This is a genomic window from Nitrospira sp. (genome assembly GCA_024760525.1).
GTDB lineage: Bacteria > Nitrospirota > Nitrospiria > Nitrospirales > Nitrospiraceae > Nitrospira_D.
In genome coordinates this window covers 2,023,935-2,042,874 of record CP060499.1, presented here as the reverse complement: position 1 = coordinate 2,042,874, position 18,940 = coordinate 2,023,935, and the positions used below count along the sequence as shown (strand labels likewise).

The window sequence follows — 18,940 nt, the reverse complement described above, 5'->3', positions numbered from 1 at the left end:
GATGGAGGCCGAAGAACATACCACGGTCACCGAGCTTCGGCTCAGCTACCGCTATATCAAGGAGCATCCCTGGGTCGTCACGGCCGTGAACGGCTTTCTGTCGGCCTACTTCATGGAACAGCCCGGTTTTCGCGTGCGGCGGCATTTTGACGAGCTGGAGTCCGGCATGCACGTCTGGATCTGCGAAGTGCCCTCTACCATGAAGATGACGACCCTGTTACGAAGGCTGCAGGCGGATATTCCACGTTGCCGATGCAGCCAGACCACGATACCCCCGACCGACCGCATCCAGTATGTCATCGATTCTCCGGAGAAGAACTGAGGTGTCAGGCTTGTGCAGATGCAACATTCTCCAAACCAAGTGCTCCGACGTCACCGGTGGAGTATAATACTCAATCATGAATCGTGTGCTGGTTCTCGGCGCCGGAAAGATCGGCTCTCTCATCGCCTGCCTTCTCAATCAACGCGGCTCCTACGAGGTCCATCTGGGGGACATCACCCTGGATGCGCCGAAACACTTAGTCGAAGACCTCGGTTTGGAGCGGGTGATTCCGTGCCTGCTCGATGTGAGGCATCCCGACGCCGTCGGCACCTATCTTTCAGCGCATCGATTTGACGCCATTCTTTCGAGCTTGCCCTATTTCTGCAATCCGACGGTCGCGGGCCTGGCCTTGACCCATCATCTGCATTACTTCGACCTCACGGAGGACGTCGAAGTGACAAATCAGATCAAGGTCTTGAGCACAGGAGCGGACCATGCCTTCATGCCGCAATGCGGTCTCGCGCCCGGCTTTATCAGTATCGTGGCGCATGACTTGATGACCCATTTTGAAACGTTGGATACGGTGAAAATGCGGGTGGGCGCCCTGCCGGTTCATCCCAGCAACGCCCTCAAATATTCACTCACGTGGTCGACCGATGGACTGATCAACGAATACGGCAATGTCTGCTATGGGATCGAAGAAGGCGAAAAAGTCCCGCTGCAACCGCTCGAAGGCTATGAAACAATCGAGCTGGACGGGCTGCTGTACGAGGCCTTCAATACGTCCGGAGGATTGGGGACCTTGGCCGACAGCTATGCCGGAAAAGTGCGCACGATGAATTACAAAACGCTCCGCTATCCCGGCCATTGTGAAAAAATCCACTTGCTGATGAAAGACCTCAAGCTGAACGAAGACCGCGACACGCTCAAACGCGTGCTCGAACATGCGATCCCTCAAACCCTGCAGGACGTCGTGCTGATCTATGCCTCGGTCACCGGAACCAAAGACGGCGGATTGTTCGAGGAGAATTACGCGAAGAAAATCTATCCGCAATGCATCAAGGGCAAACTCTGGTCGGCCATCCAAGTGACGACGGCCTCCAGCGTCTGTTGTGTCATGGACCTTGTCTTGAGGAATCCCTCGCAGTACCATGGATTCATCACCCAGGAATCCATTCTCTTGAAAGATTTCTTGAACAATGAATTGGGGGCCTGCTTCCGATGAGCACGATTCATCACTCTGCACTGCGGGACCTGGGCATCCAAGCGGTGAATTCCGGAGGAAGTACCGGCGGCGGCTGGTGGTCCGGCCGCAACGACGGGTCGCTCCTGCCGTCGATCAATCCGTCCACCGGCGAGCAGATCGCCGGGGTCTATCCGTGTTCGCATGAAGACTACCAGCGGATTGTGAAGGAATCCACCGAGGCGTTCCGCGCGTGGCGGATGGTTCCCGCGCCGAAACGCGGTGAAATGGTCCGACTGATCGGCCAAGCCTTACGCGAGAAGAAAGATCAATTGGGCACGCTCGTGTCGTTGGAAGTCGGCAAGATCAAGGCGGAGGGAGATGGGGAAGTCCAAGAAATGATCGACATGGCTGATTTTGCCGTCGGTCAGTCACGGATGCTCTACGGTGTGACCATGCAGTCCGAACGGCCGGCCCATCGGATGAGCGAGCAATGGCACCCGTTGGGGCCGATCGGTGTCATCACGGCGTTCAACTTTCCCGTGGCGGTGTGGGCCTGGAACGCCTTTGTGGCCGCCATCGCCGGCGACACCGTCATTTGGAAACCGTCGCCGAAAGCGCCGCTCTGCGCCGTCGCCGTGCAACAGATTTGTAACCGCGTCATGCAACAACAGGGGTATTCAGGAATTTTTTCGCTCTTCATCACCGATCAGCCGGCCCTTGCGGAGCAGATGGTGCAGGACGAGCGATTACCCCTCATTTCGTTTACGGGATCGGTGCCGGTCGGCCGACGAGTGGCGGCCATGGTCGGTCAGCGATTGGGCCGCACCCTCCTCGAGCTCAGCGGCAACAATGCCGTGATCGTCGATGAGACCGCCGACTTGGAGATGGCTGTGCGCGCGATCCTGTTCGGCGCCGTGGGAACCGCCGGTCAGCGTTGCACAACGACCAGACGTCTTCTTATCCATGAGTCGCGCTATGAGGAATTGGTCGGCAGGCTCGTGAAGGCGTACGCCCAAGTGCATATCGGAAATCCTCTGGAACCGGATGTGCTCATGGGTCCGCTTATCGATCACGTGGCGGTTGAAGGGTATCGGGCCGCGCTCGACGAGATCAAAAAAGAAGGCGGCGAGATTCTCTGTGGCGGACATGTCTTGAACCGGCCCGGCTACTTTGTCGAACCGGCGATCGTCAAAGCGAAAACCCAATGGCCTATCGTCCAGCGCGAGACTTTCGCGCCGATTCTCTACGTCATGACGTTTCAAACCATCGATGAAGCCATCAAGATGCACAATGACGTTCCGCAGGGGCTCTCGTCCGCCATGTTTTCGAACGACGTGCGTCGCGGCGAGCGCTTTCTCTCGGCGTCCGGCAGCGATTGCGGAATCGCCAATATCAACATTGGAACCTCCGGAGCCGAAATTGGAGGAGCGTTCGGCGGAGAAAAGGAAACAGGCGGGGGGCGTGAAGCGGGATCGGACTCCTGGAAAGCCTATATGCGCCGTCAGACCAACACCGTGAATTGGGGAACGGAACTGCCGCTGGCGCAAGGCATTAAGTTTGGCTCTTGAACGAGGTGCGATCATGGATCAGGGTCACGAGCTTGATCATTTGATGGAAACGATGGTGGCGGACTATATTCAACATAACCGGGCGGCCGGCGTCCTCAAAGCCATGTTGGATGATTCCGGCGTGGGGTTCTCGCCGGTCATCGACCACGTCACGATTCGAACACTGGATATCGACCGCGCAGCCGAAGCGTTCGTCAAGCTGGGATATGCATATGATGAGACCCTGCACTACGACGATTGGTACGCGAAGGTCTACCGAAAGCCCGGGTACCCTGCCCTCTTCGTCGACCAGGCTTATCCGGATGAACGAGGCAAGACCAGTATCATTCCCGGGTGGGTCAACGCATTCGGAGACAAGGTCTTTCATCATGTCGCCGTCCGTGTCGAAGACATCGACCAGGCCGTTGCTCGGCTGCGGCTAAAAGGTGTCGTATTTGCCGGCAATATCGTCGGCGGTTCGGGTGGGGTGCTCAGGCAAATTTTTTCAGCGCCGGAAACCGTCGGTGGAAAGCCTTTTTCCGTCTTAGAACTCGCCGAACGGCACCGGGGGTACCAAGGATTCCTGCCGCCTCAGGCCGACAGTCTCATGAAATCTTCCGCCGGCCGCTAAGCGGCATCGCGGGACGGCTCTCCCTACTCTCCCTCTGTCAACGCGTGGTCAATCCAGGCGAACGAACCGATTGGTCCGTTGTTGATGATGACGTCGATGGCCTTTCCTGCCCTCCGATCTTGACGTCTAATTGCAGGAACCACCGAAGGTAGCCTGCCGATCCGGCGTCCATCTGCCGCCGGCCATCGTACACCCGGTGTCTGTCGTTTGGCTTGAGAGTGCAGCTTGGGCCATCGCCTGTTCGGCTTCGATGCGATCGAACTCCTTCGCTATCCGTCTGATGTAAGCGGTCCGTTCGCCACTATTGTGAAACACTGCCCCGACTGGATCGGCGGGGCAGCGGAGGCCGCCGATAGCATTCCGTTCATGCTGATCTCGAAAGCCGATGCAGTTGCTATAGTCGCGGAGCCACTTGGCCCAATAAGCGCCTTTGGGATGGCCGAGCTTATCGGCTTTCTTGAACCATTCGATCGCGATCGCGCGGTTTTGTGGTACGGACATCCCGAACTCGTACATGCGGCCCACCGCGAAGGCGGAGTCCTTGAATTTCTCAGCCCCCTTGAAGTACAGGCGGAACGCCTCGGCCCAATCTTCTGGAACACCCTTTCCAAGTTCATAGAGAAGTCCCAGTGTTTTTTGGCCGATGGGGTTACCTTGATCGGCAGATTTGCGATACCACGCTGCGGCTTGGCGCTCGTCTCTTGGAACGCCGTCTCCGAACTCGTACAGTTGTCCTATGGCCAATTGACAATCGTCGTTCCCCATGTCCGCGCATTGGCGATAGAACTTGGCCGCCTTTTCGAACTGCTTCTGTTTGTACAAACGATAGGCCTCCGCCTTGAGCGTCATACCAGGTCGCGTGTCATTGCGATCCTGCTCGCGTTTCTGAATAAAGACAGGAGCCGCCTTGTCACCCATCTCGACCGCCTTCTTCAAGAGCTCGTTCGCTTTCGCTTCATCGTGTGGAACGCCCGTACCGAGATGGTACAGATTGGCCAGACGCCTCGCCGCGGCAGCATTGCCGTTATCAACTCCCTTCTGATACCACTTGGCCGCAGACGCCGCATCCTCCTTCACGCCGGTCCCTTGCTCATAGAGAATTCCCAGCACAAGCGGCGCTCGTGTGTGACCCGCATTGGCAGCCTGTTCTAACCAGGGAATCGCATTGTGATATTCCCTCGACACATACAACTTGATCGCGCCCGCACAGAACATGGACTGTACATGGCCCGACTTGGCTTTGGCGACATGCCCTGTGAGCGCGATACCGGCGGGTGCCTTATGGAGGCATTCTGTATCGAGAAAGCTCTCGGCAGCAAGAGATCGTTCGGCAAACACTCCGATGAGCACGGTTGCGAGCAGCAGCTCCCCTGAGACTCTCACCACCCGGGGCCACAGGCAGGATATGCGCCGGATTGAGACACGCGATCTCCTGTGCGTGGTCATGGGACCTCCCAAGACGGAATGGGCCGTTAGGCTACTGCTGCCAGTGTTACGTGTCAATCCAGTGCCCGCGCCCTCCATTCATGGTTGTGTGCCATGCGAAGTGTCTCGATTCGAATCATCTCAACAGAGGAAAAGGCGAAGGGCGTTTCGCTGGACACAAACGGGGGCACAACGACACCTGGTCGATTGCCTGGGCTTCACGGCGCATCGCACTGACCGATCGGAAGTTAACCCATATCGCGGAGAGTATGATCGGGGTTTCGGTCGCGCGCGATGGTTTTCATGAGCTGATCGCCGAACAGGACGACGACACGGTCACGCTGGTCCTTCACCACCATCGACGCTGACGGCGGCTTGAAGGTCGCAAGGTCCCCATCCAGCCAGGCGCTGCACGTAAACGGCAGAGCGTCCAACACGGTTTCAACCCGATACTCATAGCGCAGTCGATACTGAAGCACATCGAACTGTAACCGGCCGACCGCCGCAATCAACGCTTCATCATGGAGACTGCGCATGATCTGGACGGTGCCCTCTTGCGCCATCTGCGACAAGCCCTTGTCGAACGCCTTGCGCTTGCCGACATCCGTCGGTCTAAGACGCGCAAAGATCTCCGGCTGGAACTGCGGCAGCGGTTTGAAATTGAAGCCGCCGGTCGCGGAAACCGTATCACCGATGGCAAAGACGCCGGGGTTGATGATCCCGATGATATCGCCCGGATAGGCTTCTTCCACCGTGCTGCGTTCCTGAGCCACCAGGCTGTGCGGTCTCGCCAGACGAATGTCGCGGCCGAGCCGATGATGTTTCACCACCATATCCCGTTCAAAACGTCCGGAACAGACCCGAAGAAATGCCGTGCTGTCACGATGCTTGGGGTTCATATTGGCTTGCAGCTTGAAGACATAGGCGCTGAACGGCATCTCGATAGGATCAACCGAGAGCTCGGTTCCATCGTCGCGGTCCGCAGACCGCGCGCCGGGACTGGGTGCCAAGTCCACGAATGCGTCGAGAAAGGTTTCGATCCCAAAATTCGTGAGCGCCGACGCGAAAAAGACCGGCGTGACTTCCCCGCGGAGAAACTGCTCCCGCGTGAAGGGGTTGCCGGCGATATCCAAAAGCTCAAGATCATGTTGAACTTGCGCCATCGTCTCTTGGGATACCCGGCCGTTTGAGTGCAGCTCGGCCAGCGGCAGGATGTTCGTGTCCACTTTGGTCGCTCCACCGTGCATCGTCTTGCTGAACAACTGCACCCGGCTGTCCTCGCGGGTCACAATACCGACGAAATCGCTGCCCGACCCGATCGGCCAATTGACGGCGCTGGCGTGAATGTCCAGCGCCTGCTCCACCTCCGTCATCAGGTCCAGCGGAGGGCGCCCCGGCAAATCCATCTTGTTGATCAAGGTCAAGACCGGAATTTTCCGCAAGCGACACACGGCAAAGAGTTTGCGCGTCTGAGTTTCAACCCCTTTGGCCGCATCGATCACCATGATGGCGCTGTCCGCCGCCGTCAGCGTGCGGTAGGTATCTTCAGAAAAATCCTGGTGGCCGGGCGTGTCGAGCAGGTTGATCACGGCTCCTTTGTAGGGAAACTGCATGGCAGACGCCGTGATCGAAATGCCACGCTCCTGCTCCATTCCCATCCAATCCGATGCGGTGGCCTTCCCGCCCTTTCGCCCGCGCACCATCCCGGCGGTTCGGATCAGGCCGGAATAGAGAAGAAATTTTTCCGTCAAGGTCGTCTTGCCCGCATCCGGGTGGCTGATGATGGCGAAGGTTCGCCTTCGCCCGGTGGCGGCGGTCAGTTCGCCCTGTAGCGTGGCCTCAGTCGTCATGGTCGAGCAGCATACCACATCAAGTTTGGAAGGAGAGCGTTTTACGAGGCCGAAGACTCTATGGGATATTCATGACCGGCTCGCTCCAAGGCGCGGCGGACGGCCCCAAGGACCGCCGGCGTATCGGAATGCGGGAGCACCGCCGGCTCAGGAGCGGCGCGAAGCTTGGCGATCACGTGTTCGCTCTCACCACCTACCAACTTGTCGCACACCTCGTACAATCCTCCCGGCCCTTCCTCAATGACATTGTGTTTCATCAAGATCGTCTGCAGCGTGGCGATGATACCGGCCGTGGGAGTCGGCATGAGCAGAGCCACGATCGCTCCGTGGTCCAGACGGAGTTGTCCAGCAATCGAAAGCGGTTCCCCGCCACCGAGCCGCTGAGCCGCCGGCAGGAGGATCTTTTCTTCCATGCCGATGTGACGCAGCAGCCCGGCTCTAAACTGATCATACGCTCCTTGCTTCACGCGCCCCGTGGACAAAACGGCCGATTGAAGCAGCGCCTCCAATCGTCGGTGATCGTCCATCAGAAAACGGGTCACAGGTCCGGCCGAGGTCGCTTCATTGAATGGCATCTCTTGTCTCCGCCGACCAACCACCGCGGAAAATAGGGGAAGCCTCGGGTCGTCACGTATGGGAAATATCCATGAACGATTCCGACAAAAAACACAAGATGTCGAAGGGCCTACAGAACGCGATCAGGTCACGCGGATACAGGGCAGCCATCGATTCCCGGTTTGAGTTCTGGTGGATAAGCGCACCTCGATACACGCTCGCCGCTAATGTGCTCTCTGCGAGGTCTGTGAAACATCCGACTCTCCGCTGAAGAGCTTGGTGATCAATCGACCGAGGAACGCGGAAAATCCCACAACGATCAGCCCGATGACTGCGACAACTCCGATGCTGGACCAATGATCGAACATGGTTACCCCTGTAGGCCTTGCAGGAGGACCGCTGCTACCTGGCATTGTACCCTGTTTGTATGGAAACGTGTTTCAGTTCCAGCGGGCTTGTAGATAAACCATCACGGCGGCGGCGAAGAGGATGGTGAAGGCGCCGAAGCATGAGGCTGTGAATGAAAAAGGACCGTACGGCTGAAATCGTGATCGTCGGGTTTGAGGGAACCGCATAAGGCAGAATGTCGTGAACGACGCCCCTGCCCCAATTAACGCCAGTAGAATTTGGTCGGAATCCATCGGGCCGACATACTCCCCTGTTTACGTAAGCAGATAAGCGAGTCCCGCAGCCCCGACGAACAGGAAAATCAGCCAGCGAAGCAACCCCTCTCTCGCATCAACTTGAGCTTTGAGTATGTGGCTTCTTAGTGTGGGTTGAGCCCGCAGATAGGCATGGACTTGATCCTCGGCCTCTTTCAATCCGAGGTTCTGTTCCACCCGAACCAGCTTGACGGCATCGACGATCCGACCCCGCCACAGGGCGGTCACCGCAGCATGCGGGAGGGCGCGGCACGAGGGAGGATCCGCCGATACATCCGTGATCGCAGGCTGTAAAGATGAGAGAGGCATAGGCTGGAGAACAGCCTATCACCCTTAGACGGACCATCGAAATAAAACCGCAGATTCCCCTTCCTCACGCGCCTGATCGATTTTCATCTCTTGCTTTGTGTTTTCAATGACCGGTCATAGAATGCTCGGATATCATGCGTATGCGTCGATTGATTGCGGGCGTACTGGTCACCGTGGCGGCGAGCGCATGGGGTACTGTGGGTTTCGCCCAGACAACCAGGGTCAAGAACGAGCTCGTCGGGCCTGTGCGTAGCGTCACGATCAAAAAGGTCGGCTATTCCGCGACGGAAACCTACGATCGGGCCGGCCGTCTTGTCGAGACCTTCATCGATCTGACCCACGCGAATACTTCCACCTATTCCTTGTTCCAGTACGATAAGGAAGGCCATCTTCAGGAAGAACTCGCGCTCGACCCCAGCGGAAGACTCATGCAACGAAAGCGGGTCGTGTATGTACAAGACACGGAGGGGCGAGACACCGCGTCTGTGGCGGTCTCAGATGATGGTCATTTTCAGCATGCCGAGTTTTTTCTGTACGATCACCGAGGTCATCTCTGGGAGCAGTTGTGGGTCAACAGTACCACGGCTTACAAGAGCCTGTTCGACGTATTCGGGCGCCGCATTTATTCCGCCCGCTACAGCAAGGGAGCATTATTCAGCGAACTAAAACACCAGTACGACGAGCGGGGACGATTACAAGAACTCGTCAGCTACGGCCCGCAAGGTGTCGTCACCGGTCGTGTGACGAACGCCTACGACACCGATGGACGGCGCGCGCAAGCCACTACCGAGATATTCAGCGAGGGCCAGAGACGAACATGGATCACGACGTATGAATACGACGATATGGGAAACTGGATCAAAGAAACGACCGCAGAACACTCCCCCGCATCACACACCGCTGCCGCTTCCACCGTTCCAATCGTGCAAGAGCGCGCGATCGACTACTACGCCATTGCCGAGAACAAGGTCCAATAACTGCTGCGTTCCGATCGCGCTGCACTACACAGCTCGCGTGACCTGGATCGGAAGCCTCACCTTTGCTGCTTTTGATTTTGCCGGATCAACGCGTCCCGCATGGTTAACCGGACAGAGGAAATCATGCGCCACAGGCGCTTGGATTCGTATAGCGCATTTGATCCGGTCACCGCAGGAAGTTTTCCCTGTTCAGGATGGTCGCTTACACGGCGGATGGGGCCTGCATCTTACGAGATGCGAAGGTCTAACGGGAAGGAGTGACAGCATGTTCTCGTTGATGACGGAACGCGGAGACCGCGATCGTTTTCTCGATGCCGGTAAGACCAGGAACTTTCGAAGCAGCCCACTCGAACTCACTCACGCTCACGTTCTTATGACGATGCAGTCTTTGAACAAACGGTCCCCAGAGTGGCTCGAAATAGTCAAACCACCAGCCTGGAGGCGCGCAACCCAGCCGGTACTCGTCTTGAGGCATATGACTCTCGTGCTTCGAGACGCGATTATCTGATACAAGGCGCAGCAATTCGGCAGACCTCAAAAAAGAAACAATCACTCAGCCGATTCTGAGTTATCCACTGATTCCCCAGCCAGCAACACAGCCCGTCACATCGTATTCAGTGAGCAGCAATTCGGGTGCCATGATGTAAATACATTTATTTCCAAGTAGTTTGTGAAATGCATGCACGGGGCAGGCGACGTGAAGTGTGGAAGATCTCTACTATTGTACCATTATAGAACACCGATCTTGGCCCGATAAAAGTTCGCTGATATCGGCTCAACCAAAACTCGGCAAGACAATTCATCCAATTGCCAATGTTTTTTAGGGTCCCTCTCCTGATGAAGCGGATTTTGAAGGAGATGGGAATTCTGGTTTCGTTTCGATCTGTTCTAAAATTGGACAGTCGGCAAGCGATCTGCCGTACCGACGGAACACCAATTTTCATATGGTTTCTTGTTCAACACCACATGGAATACGAACGCATGTTGGAACATGCGCACATCTTGCGGCAGGGCTTCTCGCACAACATGTTTCAAAATGAAACAGTCCTGCAAGACCGCGTGACTTCCTGTGACGAATTGGTCGATTAATGCCCCGATTCAAGGGGAGCGCCCGCGGGTGCATATTGAGGCAGCCCAGCGTCACTCTCTTGCGTGGTAGGTCTCGCGACTCTCGTACGTCCGGTATTGCTCACGGACGATGATCGTGTGGCGGCAGGAACCAGTTTTTCGAGCCCATAGGTGCGCAGTTTCCGGTACAGAGTCGAGCGACTCACCTCCAGGTCGCGCGCGATCCGGGTCAAATTGCCGCGATGGACGCTGATCGCCCGCACAAGCAACTCCACCTCGATTCGGCGGTGAGCCGTACGCAATGAATCGAGCGCATCTTTTCCTTCCCGTTGAAGAACCTCCGGGGTCAGATCCAAATCCCGCGGCGTAATCTCGTCTCCCTCTCCCATGACCACGGCCCGCCGGACTCGATTGCTGAGCTCACGCACGTTGCCGGGCCAGGCATGGGCGCGCATTGCGTCGATGGCCTGGGCTGAATAACCACGGATCGACTTACGATAGATCGCCGCGGCCCGCTTGAGAAAGACCATGGCCATGAGGAGCAAGTCCTCTCCTCGGTCCCGAAGCGGCGGGAGATGAATATGCAGCACGCCGAGCCGATAATAGAGGTCCTCCCGAAAGCGATTCTGATCGATGGCGGCCTTTAGATCGACATTGGTCGCGGCAATGATTCGGGCATCGACGCGGAGCGTCTCCTGGCCCCCGACCCGCTCAAACGTGCCTCCCTGCAGAAACCGAAGCAGCTTGACCTGCAAGGCGGGTAACAAATCACCGACCTCATCCAGAAACAAGGTGCCGCCGGCCGCCGTTTCCAGTTTGCCTCTCTTTTGCTGCACGGCCCCCGTAAAGGCCCCGCGTTCATGGCCGAAGAGTTCGGATTCTAGTAACGTTTCCGGGATGGCTCCGCAATTGATCGGCACGAACGGCCCGTGTTTTCGTTGGCTGCGGGTGTGAATAGCTTGGGCGCTCAGTTCCTTGCCTGTCCCGGTCTCACCGGTCAACAGCACGGGCATCTCGGTGGCCGATACTTTACGGATCAGATCAAAGACGGCGCAGATCGCCGGACTCGTGCCTATCATTTCTTCGCGCTCTTCCACCCGCGTCCCTCCAACCACGTTCTAGAAACCGAAGCGCATAAATGAGATGCTCGGCACAATACTTATGGTTTCAAGATCCAAGATAACCCGGAGTTCAATACACGAAATTCCTCATCCTTACGCACACACTCCTGCCACTGCGTTGGATGGAAGACCTTGCTCGAAATAGTGCACTACATTGCCCTACTCATACGGCTCTATCTTCTAGCATACATGGGTATTACGGCTCTATCCCGAATACCACACATTTTGAGATTGTTTAGAATCTTCACAAAATCACATGATTCAACAGGATGGTTGCGATAGGACTCTTACACAAATAGCACTATATGCATCTGATAGGTAGTGCCTAACGGGCCTAGCAGTTTTTATAGTATAGATTCTTTCAGCTCTATACGCATATCAGGATACTCGTCTCGCCACCAGCTCATTACCGACTTAGAGGACGGTGGGAGACATTGATTCACGTGTTCCCTGTAGCCGATGATGCGGGGACTATTGAAATCGGCATCTCCACTGGAGAAACCGCTTTCCAACCGCGCGGCAGACCCGCTATCCTGCCGATTCACTTTTTTGCTTGGAGAATCGCATGTTCGATTGGATGACCAATTCCGAGATGTGGATCGCCCTTGGCACGCTGACCGCCCTCGAAATTGTCCTTGGGATCGACAACATCATCTTTATCTCCGTTCTCGTCGCCCGGCTTCCCCAGGAGCAACGAGACTTGGCGCGCCGTGTCGGACTGGGACTTGCGATGATCGCTCGATTGGGCTTGTTATTCTCGATTTCTTTGATGATGGGACTGACGGCTCCCCTGTTCACCGCGCTGAATCAAGCGATTTCTGGACGAGATCTCATCCTCATCCTCGGCGGACTGTTCCTGCTCGCCAAGGCGACGCATGAGATTCATGAGAGCTTGGAAGGCACCGATGAACACGAGACTTCCTCGGCTCCGACCGGGTTGGGAATGATGTTGTTTCAGATTACGCTGCTGGATATCGTCTTCTCGTTGGATTCCGTCATCACGGCCGTCGGCCTGGTGAATGAAGTTTCCGTGATGGCCATCGCGATCATCGGAGCCGTGGTCGTCATGATGTTTGCCGCGCGGCCGATCGGCGAATTCGTCGATGCTCATCCCACGATCAAGATCCTCGCCCTCTCGTTCCTCATTTTGGTCGGAGTGACACTGATGGTGGAAGGATTCGACGTGCACGTGCCGAAAGGGTACATTTACTTCGCGATGGCCTTTTCAGTCGCCGTTGAGATGATCAACCTGCGAATCCGCGCGCGCCCTGCATCACCCCGCAAACTGCATAACAGATACTCGCGCGGCAACACGGCCTCCTCCGTTCAAGACCACTGATACGGAACTCATGCCGCCGGTCGAACGGACCGAGCGTCAAGGGGAACTTCGGGCCGACAACGGTGTCGCCAGCTGCTCGAGCGACCGGCCCTCCGCATTCACCCCCAGCCACAGCTCAATCGCGGCGCCGACCAGCATCATGCCGCCGCCCAAGAGATAGCCGAAAAACACGCTCGTGGCCGATGACTCGACGAGCATCCCATAAAGCCACGGCGCGGCCACGCCGGCCCCTTGCGCGACGATGAAGAAGAAGGCGATCGCCATCGCGCGGATCTCCATCGGAAACACCTCGCTCACCGTCAGATAGGCGGCGCTGGCCCCGGCCGACGCAAAAAAGAAAATCGACGACCAAATCATCATGTGCGTGGCAAGCGTCAGAGACTCCATCCAAAATAAATAGCCCGTCAGGCCCAGAAGGATGCCGGCAATGCCGTAGGTGAGGCTGATCATCGTCTTGCGGCCGACCGTATCGAACAACCGCCCCAACAGCAACGGCCCCATGAAATTGCCGAGCGCGAAGGGAAGAATGTAGAAGCCGATGTCGCTGCTGAGCACGCCGTAGTATTTGGTCAGCACAAGCGGATAGGTAAACGATACCGCGTTGTACATGAACGATTGAGTGACCATCAGCCCTATGCCCAAGGCCGTCCGCCGCGGATATGACCGGAAGAGTTCCCGGGCCACCGTCCCGATCGTCGCATGAGGACGAGTCCGGAGCGTAATCGAGCCCTGCGGCTCTGACAGCGCTGTTCGTCGATTCTGTGTCACGTGCCGTTCGATCTGGGACACAGTGGCCTCCGCCTCCTGAATCCGGCCGTGGGTCATCAGCCAGCGCGGGCTTTCCGGAATGAGGCGCCGCACCATGATGATGGCCACCCCCAGCACGGCGCCGAAGACAAAGCACAGCCGCCAGCCGATGGATTCAGGAAAGATCGCCGGATTCAGCAACAGCAGCGTCAGCAACGCGCCCGCCGCCGCGCCCAGCCACCAGGTCCCGTTGATCGCCAAATCGGTATGGCCTCGATTTCGGGCGGGAATCAATTCGTCGATCGCCGAATTGATGGCGGCGTACTCGCCGCCGATGCCGGCCCCGGTCAAAAACCGGAAGAACATAAAGCTCATGAGGTCCCACGAGAAGGCCGTCAGCACCGTCGCCGCCAGATAGAGCGCCAGCGTGATCATGAACCATTTTTTTCTGCCTTGCCGATCGGTGAGATACGAAAAAATCAACGCGCCGACGACTGACCCGGCCAAATAGGCGGAAGCCGTGAGTCCTACTTCCGATTGCGTGAGATGTAACGCGTCGGGATGAGTCAGCATCGGACCGAGAGCAGCGACGATGGACACTTCAAGCCCATCGAGCAACCAGGTGACTCCCAGCGCTCCGACAACCAGCCAGTGCCAGCGCGACCAGGGCAATCGATCCATTCGTTGAGGGATATTCGTCGTGATCGGGGGATCGGGATGGACAGGCATTCATCCTCGTCGCAGGACAATCGGCGGGAATATCCGACGGGAGCTCCCTACCAGCCCAATTGCCAGCTCTGGCCGTCCCGTTCCACGAGAGCATCCGCTTCTTTGGGCCCCCAAGATCCGGCCGTGTAAAAATGCACGGGCCGGGGGCCCGCCAAGACCGGGTCGTAGAGTCGCCAGGCCGTTTCCGTGAAGTCCGCCGTGACGAACAACGTTTGGTCGCCGATCATCACATCTCGCAACAGCGTCTCATAGGCTTCCGGGAGTTCGCCGCCGAATGCCTGGCCATAGTCAAACCGCAACGCGCGATCGGTGAACTTGAACGGCCGTCCCGGAGTTTTCACGGAGAAACAGAGAGAGAATCCTTCACTCGGCTGGAGGGTGATCAGCAGCTTGTTGGGGTTCAGACTGCCCGGCTCCAATGATCGGAAGACTTGAATGGGAGCCGGACGAAAGGTGACGGCCACTTGCGTGATTTTGCGCGGAAGCCGTTTGCCGGTTCTCAGAAAAAACGGCACGCCTCTCCAGCGCCAATTGTGGATCTCCAACTTCAACGCCACATAGGTATCGGTTGTGGAATCCGGAGACACACCCGGTTCTTCCCGGTATCCCGAAATCCGCTGGCCGGCGACGTTCCACTCGGTGTATTGCCCGAAGATCACGTCTTGAGGATTGATCGGCTGAATGGAGCGCAAGACTTTGAGTTTTTCGGCTTGGATCTCGGACGCTTCGAAGGAAGTCGGCACCTCCATCCCAACGACGGTCAATAGTTGCGTTAAATGATTCTGCACCATGTCGCGAAGCGCGCCGGCTTCCTGATAATAGGCTCCTCGATGCTCGACCCCGAGATCTTCGGCAACGGTGATTTCCACACTTTCGACCGTATCCCGATTCCACAGCGATTCGAAAATGGGATTGGCAAAACGGAAGGCCAGCAAGTTTTGTACGGTCTCCTTGCCCAAGTAATGGTCGATGCGATAAATCTGCGCTTCGTCGAGGTGGCGATGCAGGAGGGTATTGAGCGCGCGCGCCGAACGAAAATCGTGACCGAACGGCTTTTCAAAGACCACACGCACCCATCCATGACTTTTGAGCAACCCGGTTTGATCGAGCAGCTCCAGGGTCGAAGGGACGATCGTCGGAGGAAGCGCCAGATAGAAAATCCGATTTTGAGGAAGATTCCGCTCGACTTCGAGACGGGCGATACATTTGGCCAGGGCTTCGTAGTCCGCCACGGTGCCTTCGCGGAGGGTGTGGTAGAGCACATGATCTTCGCACCACTGGCGTAAATCCGGGGCGTTACGGGCGCCGGAGCTGCACAGCCCTTCATAGGCCCAGAGACGGAAGGCCTCTTCACTGAGCTCCGGCAACGCGGCGCCGACAATGAGCGTATTGTGCTTTTCGAGCTCGCCGTAGGTGCGTAAGTGAAAGAGCGCAGGCAGGAGTTTCCGCCGCGTCAGATCACCCGTCGCTCCCAGAATGACGAACAGATGCGGCTCCACGGTTCGTTCTTTCATAGCGGTACCGATACGATGACTGCCCAGGAGCCGTCAGGCGCCATGCTCAAGCTAGGATCGATCCCCTCACCTGTCAACACGTACAACCACTCGTTCGTCCTTGAAGCACACGTTACTCTTCAGGCTCCTCGATCGGACCAGCCCATTCGCCGTGAGCCAGGGTGACTTCCTGAAAACCTCCATCCGGCCACTGAAACTGTCCCGCCTCATCGACCAGCACGATAAACGGTTCGCTTTCATGCGCTTCGCCGCGGAACCAGTACCAGCCAGGCCGAGTCGGCGCCTCCGTGCTCCATTTATAGATCGACATCGCGTCTCCTGGACTCCGCAGAGTTTCCTCATTCCTTCCCGGCTTTATTTTTTGGTACAGTCTGCTCAACTCACATCGTGACCCTATCACGTCATGCCGACACTTCCAATAGACGATGTTCTGCCGTCGATCCGTCTCGCGTTGGGCGACGGGTCCAATGCGCTGCTCACGGCCCCTCCCGGCGCCGGAAAAACCACCCGCGTTCCACCGGCTCTGCTGGATGAGCCCTGGTTGAACGGAAAGAAAATTCTGGTATTGGAACCGAGGCGGTTGGCCGCACGGGCCGCAGCTCGTCGAATGGCGGAGGAGCGGCATGAACAGATCGGAGAAACCGTCGGCTATCGGATACGGCTCGAAACGGCGATCGGACCGAGGACCAGAATCGAAGTGGTCACCGAAGGAGTCCTCACGCGCCTGCTCCATCAGGATCCGTCACTCGACAGCTATGGCATGGTGGTGTTTGACGAATTCCATGAACGAAGTTTGCAGGCCGATGTGGGATTGGCCCTCTGTCTCGAAGCGCAACGCGTCTTTCGTCCGGACCTTCGTCTCCTGGTGATGTCCGCCACATTGGATTGCGGCCCCGTCGGCGAACTCTTGGGCCGCGCGCCCCTCATCTCATGCGAGGGCCGGATGTTTCCGGTCGAAACGCGCTATCTTGATCATCCGCTCGCCGGCCGTGTCGATCTTGCCGTGACACACCTGATCAAGCGATCCTTGATCCAGGATCACGGAAGTCTGCTGGTCTTCCTTCCGGGCATGGCCGATATTCGTCGAGTCGAACGGATGCTGTTGGATGCCCGACTCGGTCCATCAATCGTAATTGCACCCTTGCATGGCGAGCTTCCGCAAGACATGCAAGATGCGGCGATTCGACCGGCCGCTCCCGGACTGCGAAAAATCGTGCTCGCCACATCGATCGCCGAAACCAGTCTGACGATCGACGGAATCCGCGTCGTGATCGACGCGGGCTGGTTGCGCACCCCGCGTTTCGACCCCCGCTCAGGCTTGACCCGATTACAGACCATCCGTGTCGCCAGGGATTCCGCCGAACAACGTCGTGGAAGAGCGGGGCGCCTCGAGCCGGGTATCTGTTATCGCGTATGGACCGAGAAGGAGCAGAGTGCACTGACAGCCCATCGTCCGCCTGAGATATTGGAAGCCGATCTCGCGCCTCTGATGCTCGACCTCGCCCAGTGGGGCGCCCGGGATCCGTCGGAGTTGTCCTGGCTCACTCCGCCGCCGCCCGGAGCAATCGCACAATCCAAGGAATTGCTCACGCGGCTCGGAGCCCTCTCGAGTGAGGGACATCTCACGGATCATGGCCGGAGCATGGCCGAGCTTCCCCTCCATCCTCGTCTGGCACATATGCTGATCCGAGCAATCCCGCTGGGTCTTGCACATCCGGCTTGTGATGTGGCGGCCTTGCTGAGTGAGCGCGATATTCTTCAGGGACCACGTGAACGGCAAAATGCCGATCTGCGCATCAGGATGGATACGCTTCGGGGACAGCGCAATTCCACCGGCCTGACGGTGAACCGCGCCGCGATTGAACGGGTGCAACGAACGTCTGATCTGTGGCGGCGACAGCTCCGCACTCCATCCATGAGGAGGGAGAACAGCGGACAGGATCGATCGCAGGCAGTCGGGCTACTGCTTGCGCTCGCGTATCCTGATCGGATTGCGCAGCGGCAACCCGGGGATGACGGACGCTACCGATTGGTCAATGGTCGTGGCGCGCGGTTCATGAGGCCGGACCCCATCGCGGGTGAACCCTTTCTGGTCGTTGCCGACTTGGATGGTGGCGACATGTGGGCCGGCATTAACCTGGCGGCTCCGATTGCGCGAGAGGAGATCGAGTCCTTATATCGTGACGAGCTGCTGGTTGAGGAGTCGGTTGCGTGGGACGACACGAGTGGCGCTGTTCGGGCATCATCCCGTCAGAAGTTAGGGGCCTTAGTCCTTGCCGAGGAAGCGCTCGATATAAAGGGTAATGAATCCATAGTTAAAGTGTTACTGCAGGGTATTCATAAAGCAGGACTTGAAGTATTCAGATTCTCTCCGGAATTACAGCAATGGCGGACTCGAGTGATGTGGATCCGGGGCCTCGAAGGCAGCAACTCGGACTGGCCTGATCTTTCTGAGGAGGCACTGCTGGCGGCGTTGGAGACATGGCTCGGCCCTTACGTAGCCGGGATCACCACGCTTGATCGGGTTAGACGATTGGATCTGACGACACCGCTTCATGCCCTCCTGACCCACGAACAGCACCGACGTCTTGACCGATTCGCTCCGAGTCATATCACCGTACCGAGCGGTTCCCGTCTCCGAATCGAGTACACACCGTCTGAACCGCCCGTTCTCGCGGTGCGGCTGCAAGAGATGTTCGGTTGTAAGGAGACTCCGCGGGTAGCCGACGGAAAAATTCCGCTGACCTTGCATCTCCTCTCGCCCGCCCATCGGCCGGTACAGGTCACCAAAGATCTCGGTGGATTCTGGGCAGGAAGCTACCATGATGTCCGGAAGGAGTTGCGAGGGCGATATCCGAAACACCATTGGCCTGAAGACCCATTGCAGGCATCCCCGACGGCCAGGGCGAAACGTAAAATCTGATACGGAATGATCGGCCACCCGGGCGAACGACGAGCTTTGTGATCAAGAAACGACGTGGCCGATCCCTCATCACATGACATCCCTCGTACGATTTT

Annotated in this window: 17 protein-coding genes; 7 read left to right on the top strand and 10 right to left on the bottom strand. The window is 57.5% G+C overall.

The annotated features are described in order from the left end of the window. The first annotated feature begins 1 nt into the window (after position 1). The 4 genes from H8K04_09575 (at position 2) to H8K04_09560 (ending at position 3,626) form a co-directional block, all read left to right on the top strand. The gene (locus tag H8K04_09575; GenBank protein ID UVT17751.1) at positions 2–322 is read left to right on the top strand and encodes a hypothetical protein; all 321 of its coding nucleotides are present in this window, start codon (positions 2–4) and stop codon (positions 320–322) included. 76 nt (positions 323–398) lie between these two features. Beyond that, positions 399–1,487 carry a saccharopine dehydrogenase NADP-binding domain-containing protein gene (locus tag H8K04_09570; protein UVT17750.1) on the top strand — a complete coding sequence of 363 codons (1,089 nt, stop codon included), beginning with the start codon at positions 399–401 and terminating at the stop codon, positions 1,485–1,487. Next, a complete protein-coding gene (locus tag H8K04_09565; GenBank protein ID UVT17749.1) occupies positions 1,484–3,016 on the top strand; it encodes an aldehyde dehydrogenase family protein in 1,533 nt (510 codons plus the stop codon). The genes H8K04_09570 and H8K04_09565 overlap by 4 nt, the downstream gene beginning before the upstream one ends. A 40-nt stretch (positions 3,017–3,056) precedes the next feature. Continuing rightward, a complete protein-coding gene (locus H8K04_09560; GenBank protein UVT17933.1) occupies positions 3,057–3,626 on the top strand; it encodes a VOC family protein in 570 nt (189 codons plus the stop codon). Positions 3,627–3,752: 126 nt separating this feature from the next. On the opposite strand, the gene H8K04_09555 is transcribed toward H8K04_09560, so the two are convergent. The 5 genes from H8K04_09555 to H8K04_09535 form a co-directional block, all read right to left on the bottom strand. Next, entirely contained in the window at positions 3,753–5,072 is a 1,320-nt protein-coding gene (locus H8K04_09555; protein UVT17748.1) for a sel1 repeat family protein, read from the bottom strand. A 227-nt stretch (positions 5,073–5,299) separates the two neighbouring features. Further along, positions 5,300–6,901, bottom strand: coding sequence for a peptide chain release factor 3 (locus H8K04_09550; protein UVT17747.1), 1,602 nt, complete (start codon positions 6,899–6,901; stop codon positions 5,300–5,302). 41 nt (positions 6,902–6,942) lie between these two features. Next, complete coding sequence (locus tag H8K04_09545; protein UVT17746.1) at positions 6,943–7,476, bottom strand: hemerythrin domain-containing protein; 534 nt, start codon at positions 7,474–7,476, stop codon at positions 6,943–6,945. Positions 7,477–7,680: 204 nt separating this feature from the next. Further along, positions 7,681–7,824: a hypothetical protein gene (locus H8K04_09540; protein UVT17745.1), complete on the bottom strand. Its 144-nt coding sequence runs from the start codon at positions 7,822–7,824 to the stop codon at positions 7,681–7,683. Positions 7,825–8,118: 294 nt separating this feature from the next. Next, the gene (locus H8K04_09535) at positions 8,119–8,427 is read right to left on the bottom strand and encodes a hypothetical protein (GenBank protein ID UVT17744.1); all 309 of its coding nucleotides are present in this window, start codon (positions 8,425–8,427) and stop codon (positions 8,119–8,121) included. Between the two features lie 140 nt (positions 8,428–8,567). On the opposite strand from H8K04_09535, the gene H8K04_09530 reads away from it, so the two are divergent. Continuing rightward, entirely contained in the window at positions 8,568–9,404 is an 837-nt protein-coding gene (locus H8K04_09530; GenBank protein ID UVT17743.1) for a hypothetical protein, read from the top strand. 244 nt (positions 9,405–9,648) lie between these two features. Here the strand turns inward: H8K04_09530 and H8K04_09525 are convergent, their stop codons facing one another. Both H8K04_09525 and H8K04_09520 read right to left on the bottom strand, forming a co-directional pair. After that, entirely contained in the window at positions 9,649–9,879 is a 231-nt protein-coding gene (locus H8K04_09525) for a hypothetical protein (GenBank protein UVT17742.1), read from the bottom strand. Positions 9,880–10,489: 610 nt separating this feature from the next. Further along, positions 10,490–11,551: a sigma-54-dependent Fis family transcriptional regulator gene (locus tag H8K04_09520; protein UVT17741.1), complete on the bottom strand. Its 1,062-nt coding sequence runs from the start codon at positions 11,549–11,551 to the stop codon at positions 10,490–10,492. 607 nt (positions 11,552–12,158) lie between these two features. On the opposite strand from H8K04_09520, the gene H8K04_09515 reads away from it, so the two are divergent. Then, positions 12,159–12,932: a TerC family protein gene (locus H8K04_09515; protein ID UVT17740.1), complete on the top strand. Its 774-nt coding sequence runs from the start codon at positions 12,159–12,161 to the stop codon at positions 12,930–12,932. Positions 12,933–12,968: 36 nt separating this feature from the next. On the opposite strand, the gene H8K04_09510 is transcribed toward H8K04_09515, so the two are convergent. The 3 genes from H8K04_09510 to H8K04_09500 all read right to left on the bottom strand — a co-directional run bounded on the left by H8K04_09510 (position 12,969) and on the right by H8K04_09500 (position 16,232). After that, positions 12,969–14,408 (bottom strand): MFS transporter, encoded by a 1,440-nt coding sequence (locus tag H8K04_09510; GenBank protein UVT17739.1) that lies wholly within the window; start codon positions 14,406–14,408, stop codon positions 12,969–12,971. 47 nt (positions 14,409–14,455) lie between these two features. Continuing rightward, on the bottom strand, positions 14,456–15,922 hold the full coding sequence (zwf, locus tag H8K04_09505; GenBank protein ID UVT17738.1) for a glucose-6-phosphate dehydrogenase: 1,467 nt from the start codon (positions 15,920–15,922) through the stop codon (positions 14,456–14,458). Between the two features lie 112 nt (positions 15,923–16,034). Next, positions 16,035–16,232, bottom strand: a complete 198-nt coding sequence (locus tag H8K04_09500; protein ID UVT17737.1) for a hypothetical protein — start codon at positions 16,230–16,232, stop codon at positions 16,035–16,037. A gap of 93 nt (positions 16,233–16,325) precedes the next feature. Between H8K04_09500 and hrpB the strand changes: the two genes are divergently transcribed. After that, positions 16,326–18,845 (top strand): ATP-dependent helicase HrpB, encoded by a 2,520-nt coding sequence (gene hrpB, locus H8K04_09495; GenBank protein ID UVT17736.1) that lies wholly within the window; start codon positions 16,326–16,328, stop codon positions 18,843–18,845. Positions 18,846–18,940: the final 95 nt, after the last annotated feature.

Coding starts and splice junctions, on each gene's coding strand:
- H8K04_09575 (UVT17751.1), top strand. CDS start 2: ATGGAGGCCGAAGAACATACCACGGTCACCGAGCTTCGGCTCAGCTAC.
- H8K04_09570 (UVT17750.1), top strand. CDS start 399: ATGAATCGTGTGCTGGTTCTCGGCGCCGGAAAGATCGGCTCTCTCATC.
- H8K04_09565 (UVT17749.1), top strand. CDS start 1,484: ATGAGCACGATTCATCACTCTGCACTGCGGGACCTGGGCATCCAAGCG.
- H8K04_09555 (UVT17748.1), bottom strand. CDS start 5,072: ATGACCACGCACAGGAGATCGCGTGTCTCAATCCGGCGCATATCCTGC.
- H8K04_09550 (UVT17747.1), bottom strand. CDS start 6,901: ATGACGACTGAGGCCACGCTACAGGGCGAACTGACCGCCGCCACCGGG.
- H8K04_09545 (UVT17746.1), bottom strand. CDS start 7,476: ATGCCATTCAATGAAGCGACCTCGGCCGGACCTGTGACCCGTTTTCTG.
- H8K04_09540 (UVT17745.1), bottom strand. CDS start 7,824: ATGTTCGATCATTGGTCCAGCATCGGAGTTGTCGCAGTCATCGGGCTG.
- H8K04_09535 (UVT17744.1), bottom strand. CDS start 8,427: ATGCCTCTCTCATCTTTACAGCCTGCGATCACGGATGTATCGGCGGAT.
- H8K04_09530 (UVT17743.1), top strand. CDS start 8,568: ATGCGTCGATTGATTGCGGGCGTACTGGTCACCGTGGCGGCGAGCGCA.
- H8K04_09525 (UVT17742.1), bottom strand. CDS start 9,879: ATGCCTCAAGACGAGTACCGGCTGGGTTGCGCGCCTCCAGGCTGGTGG.
- H8K04_09520 (UVT17741.1), bottom strand. CDS start 11,551: ATGATAGGCACGAGTCCGGCGATCTGCGCCGTCTTTGATCTGATCCGT.
- H8K04_09515 (UVT17740.1), top strand. CDS start 12,159: ATGTTCGATTGGATGACCAATTCCGAGATGTGGATCGCCCTTGGCACG.
- H8K04_09510 (UVT17739.1), bottom strand. CDS start 14,408: ATGCCTGTCCATCCCGATCCCCCGATCACGACGAATATCCCTCAACGA.
- zwf (UVT17738.1), bottom strand. CDS start 15,922: ATGAAAGAACGAACCGTGGAGCCGCATCTGTTCGTCATTCTGGGAGCG.
- H8K04_09500 (UVT17737.1), bottom strand. CDS start 16,232: ATGTCGATCTATAAATGGAGCACGGAGGCGCCGACTCGGCCTGGCTGG.
- hrpB (UVT17736.1), top strand. CDS start 16,326: ATGCCGACACTTCCAATAGACGATGTTCTGCCGTCGATCCGTCTCGCG.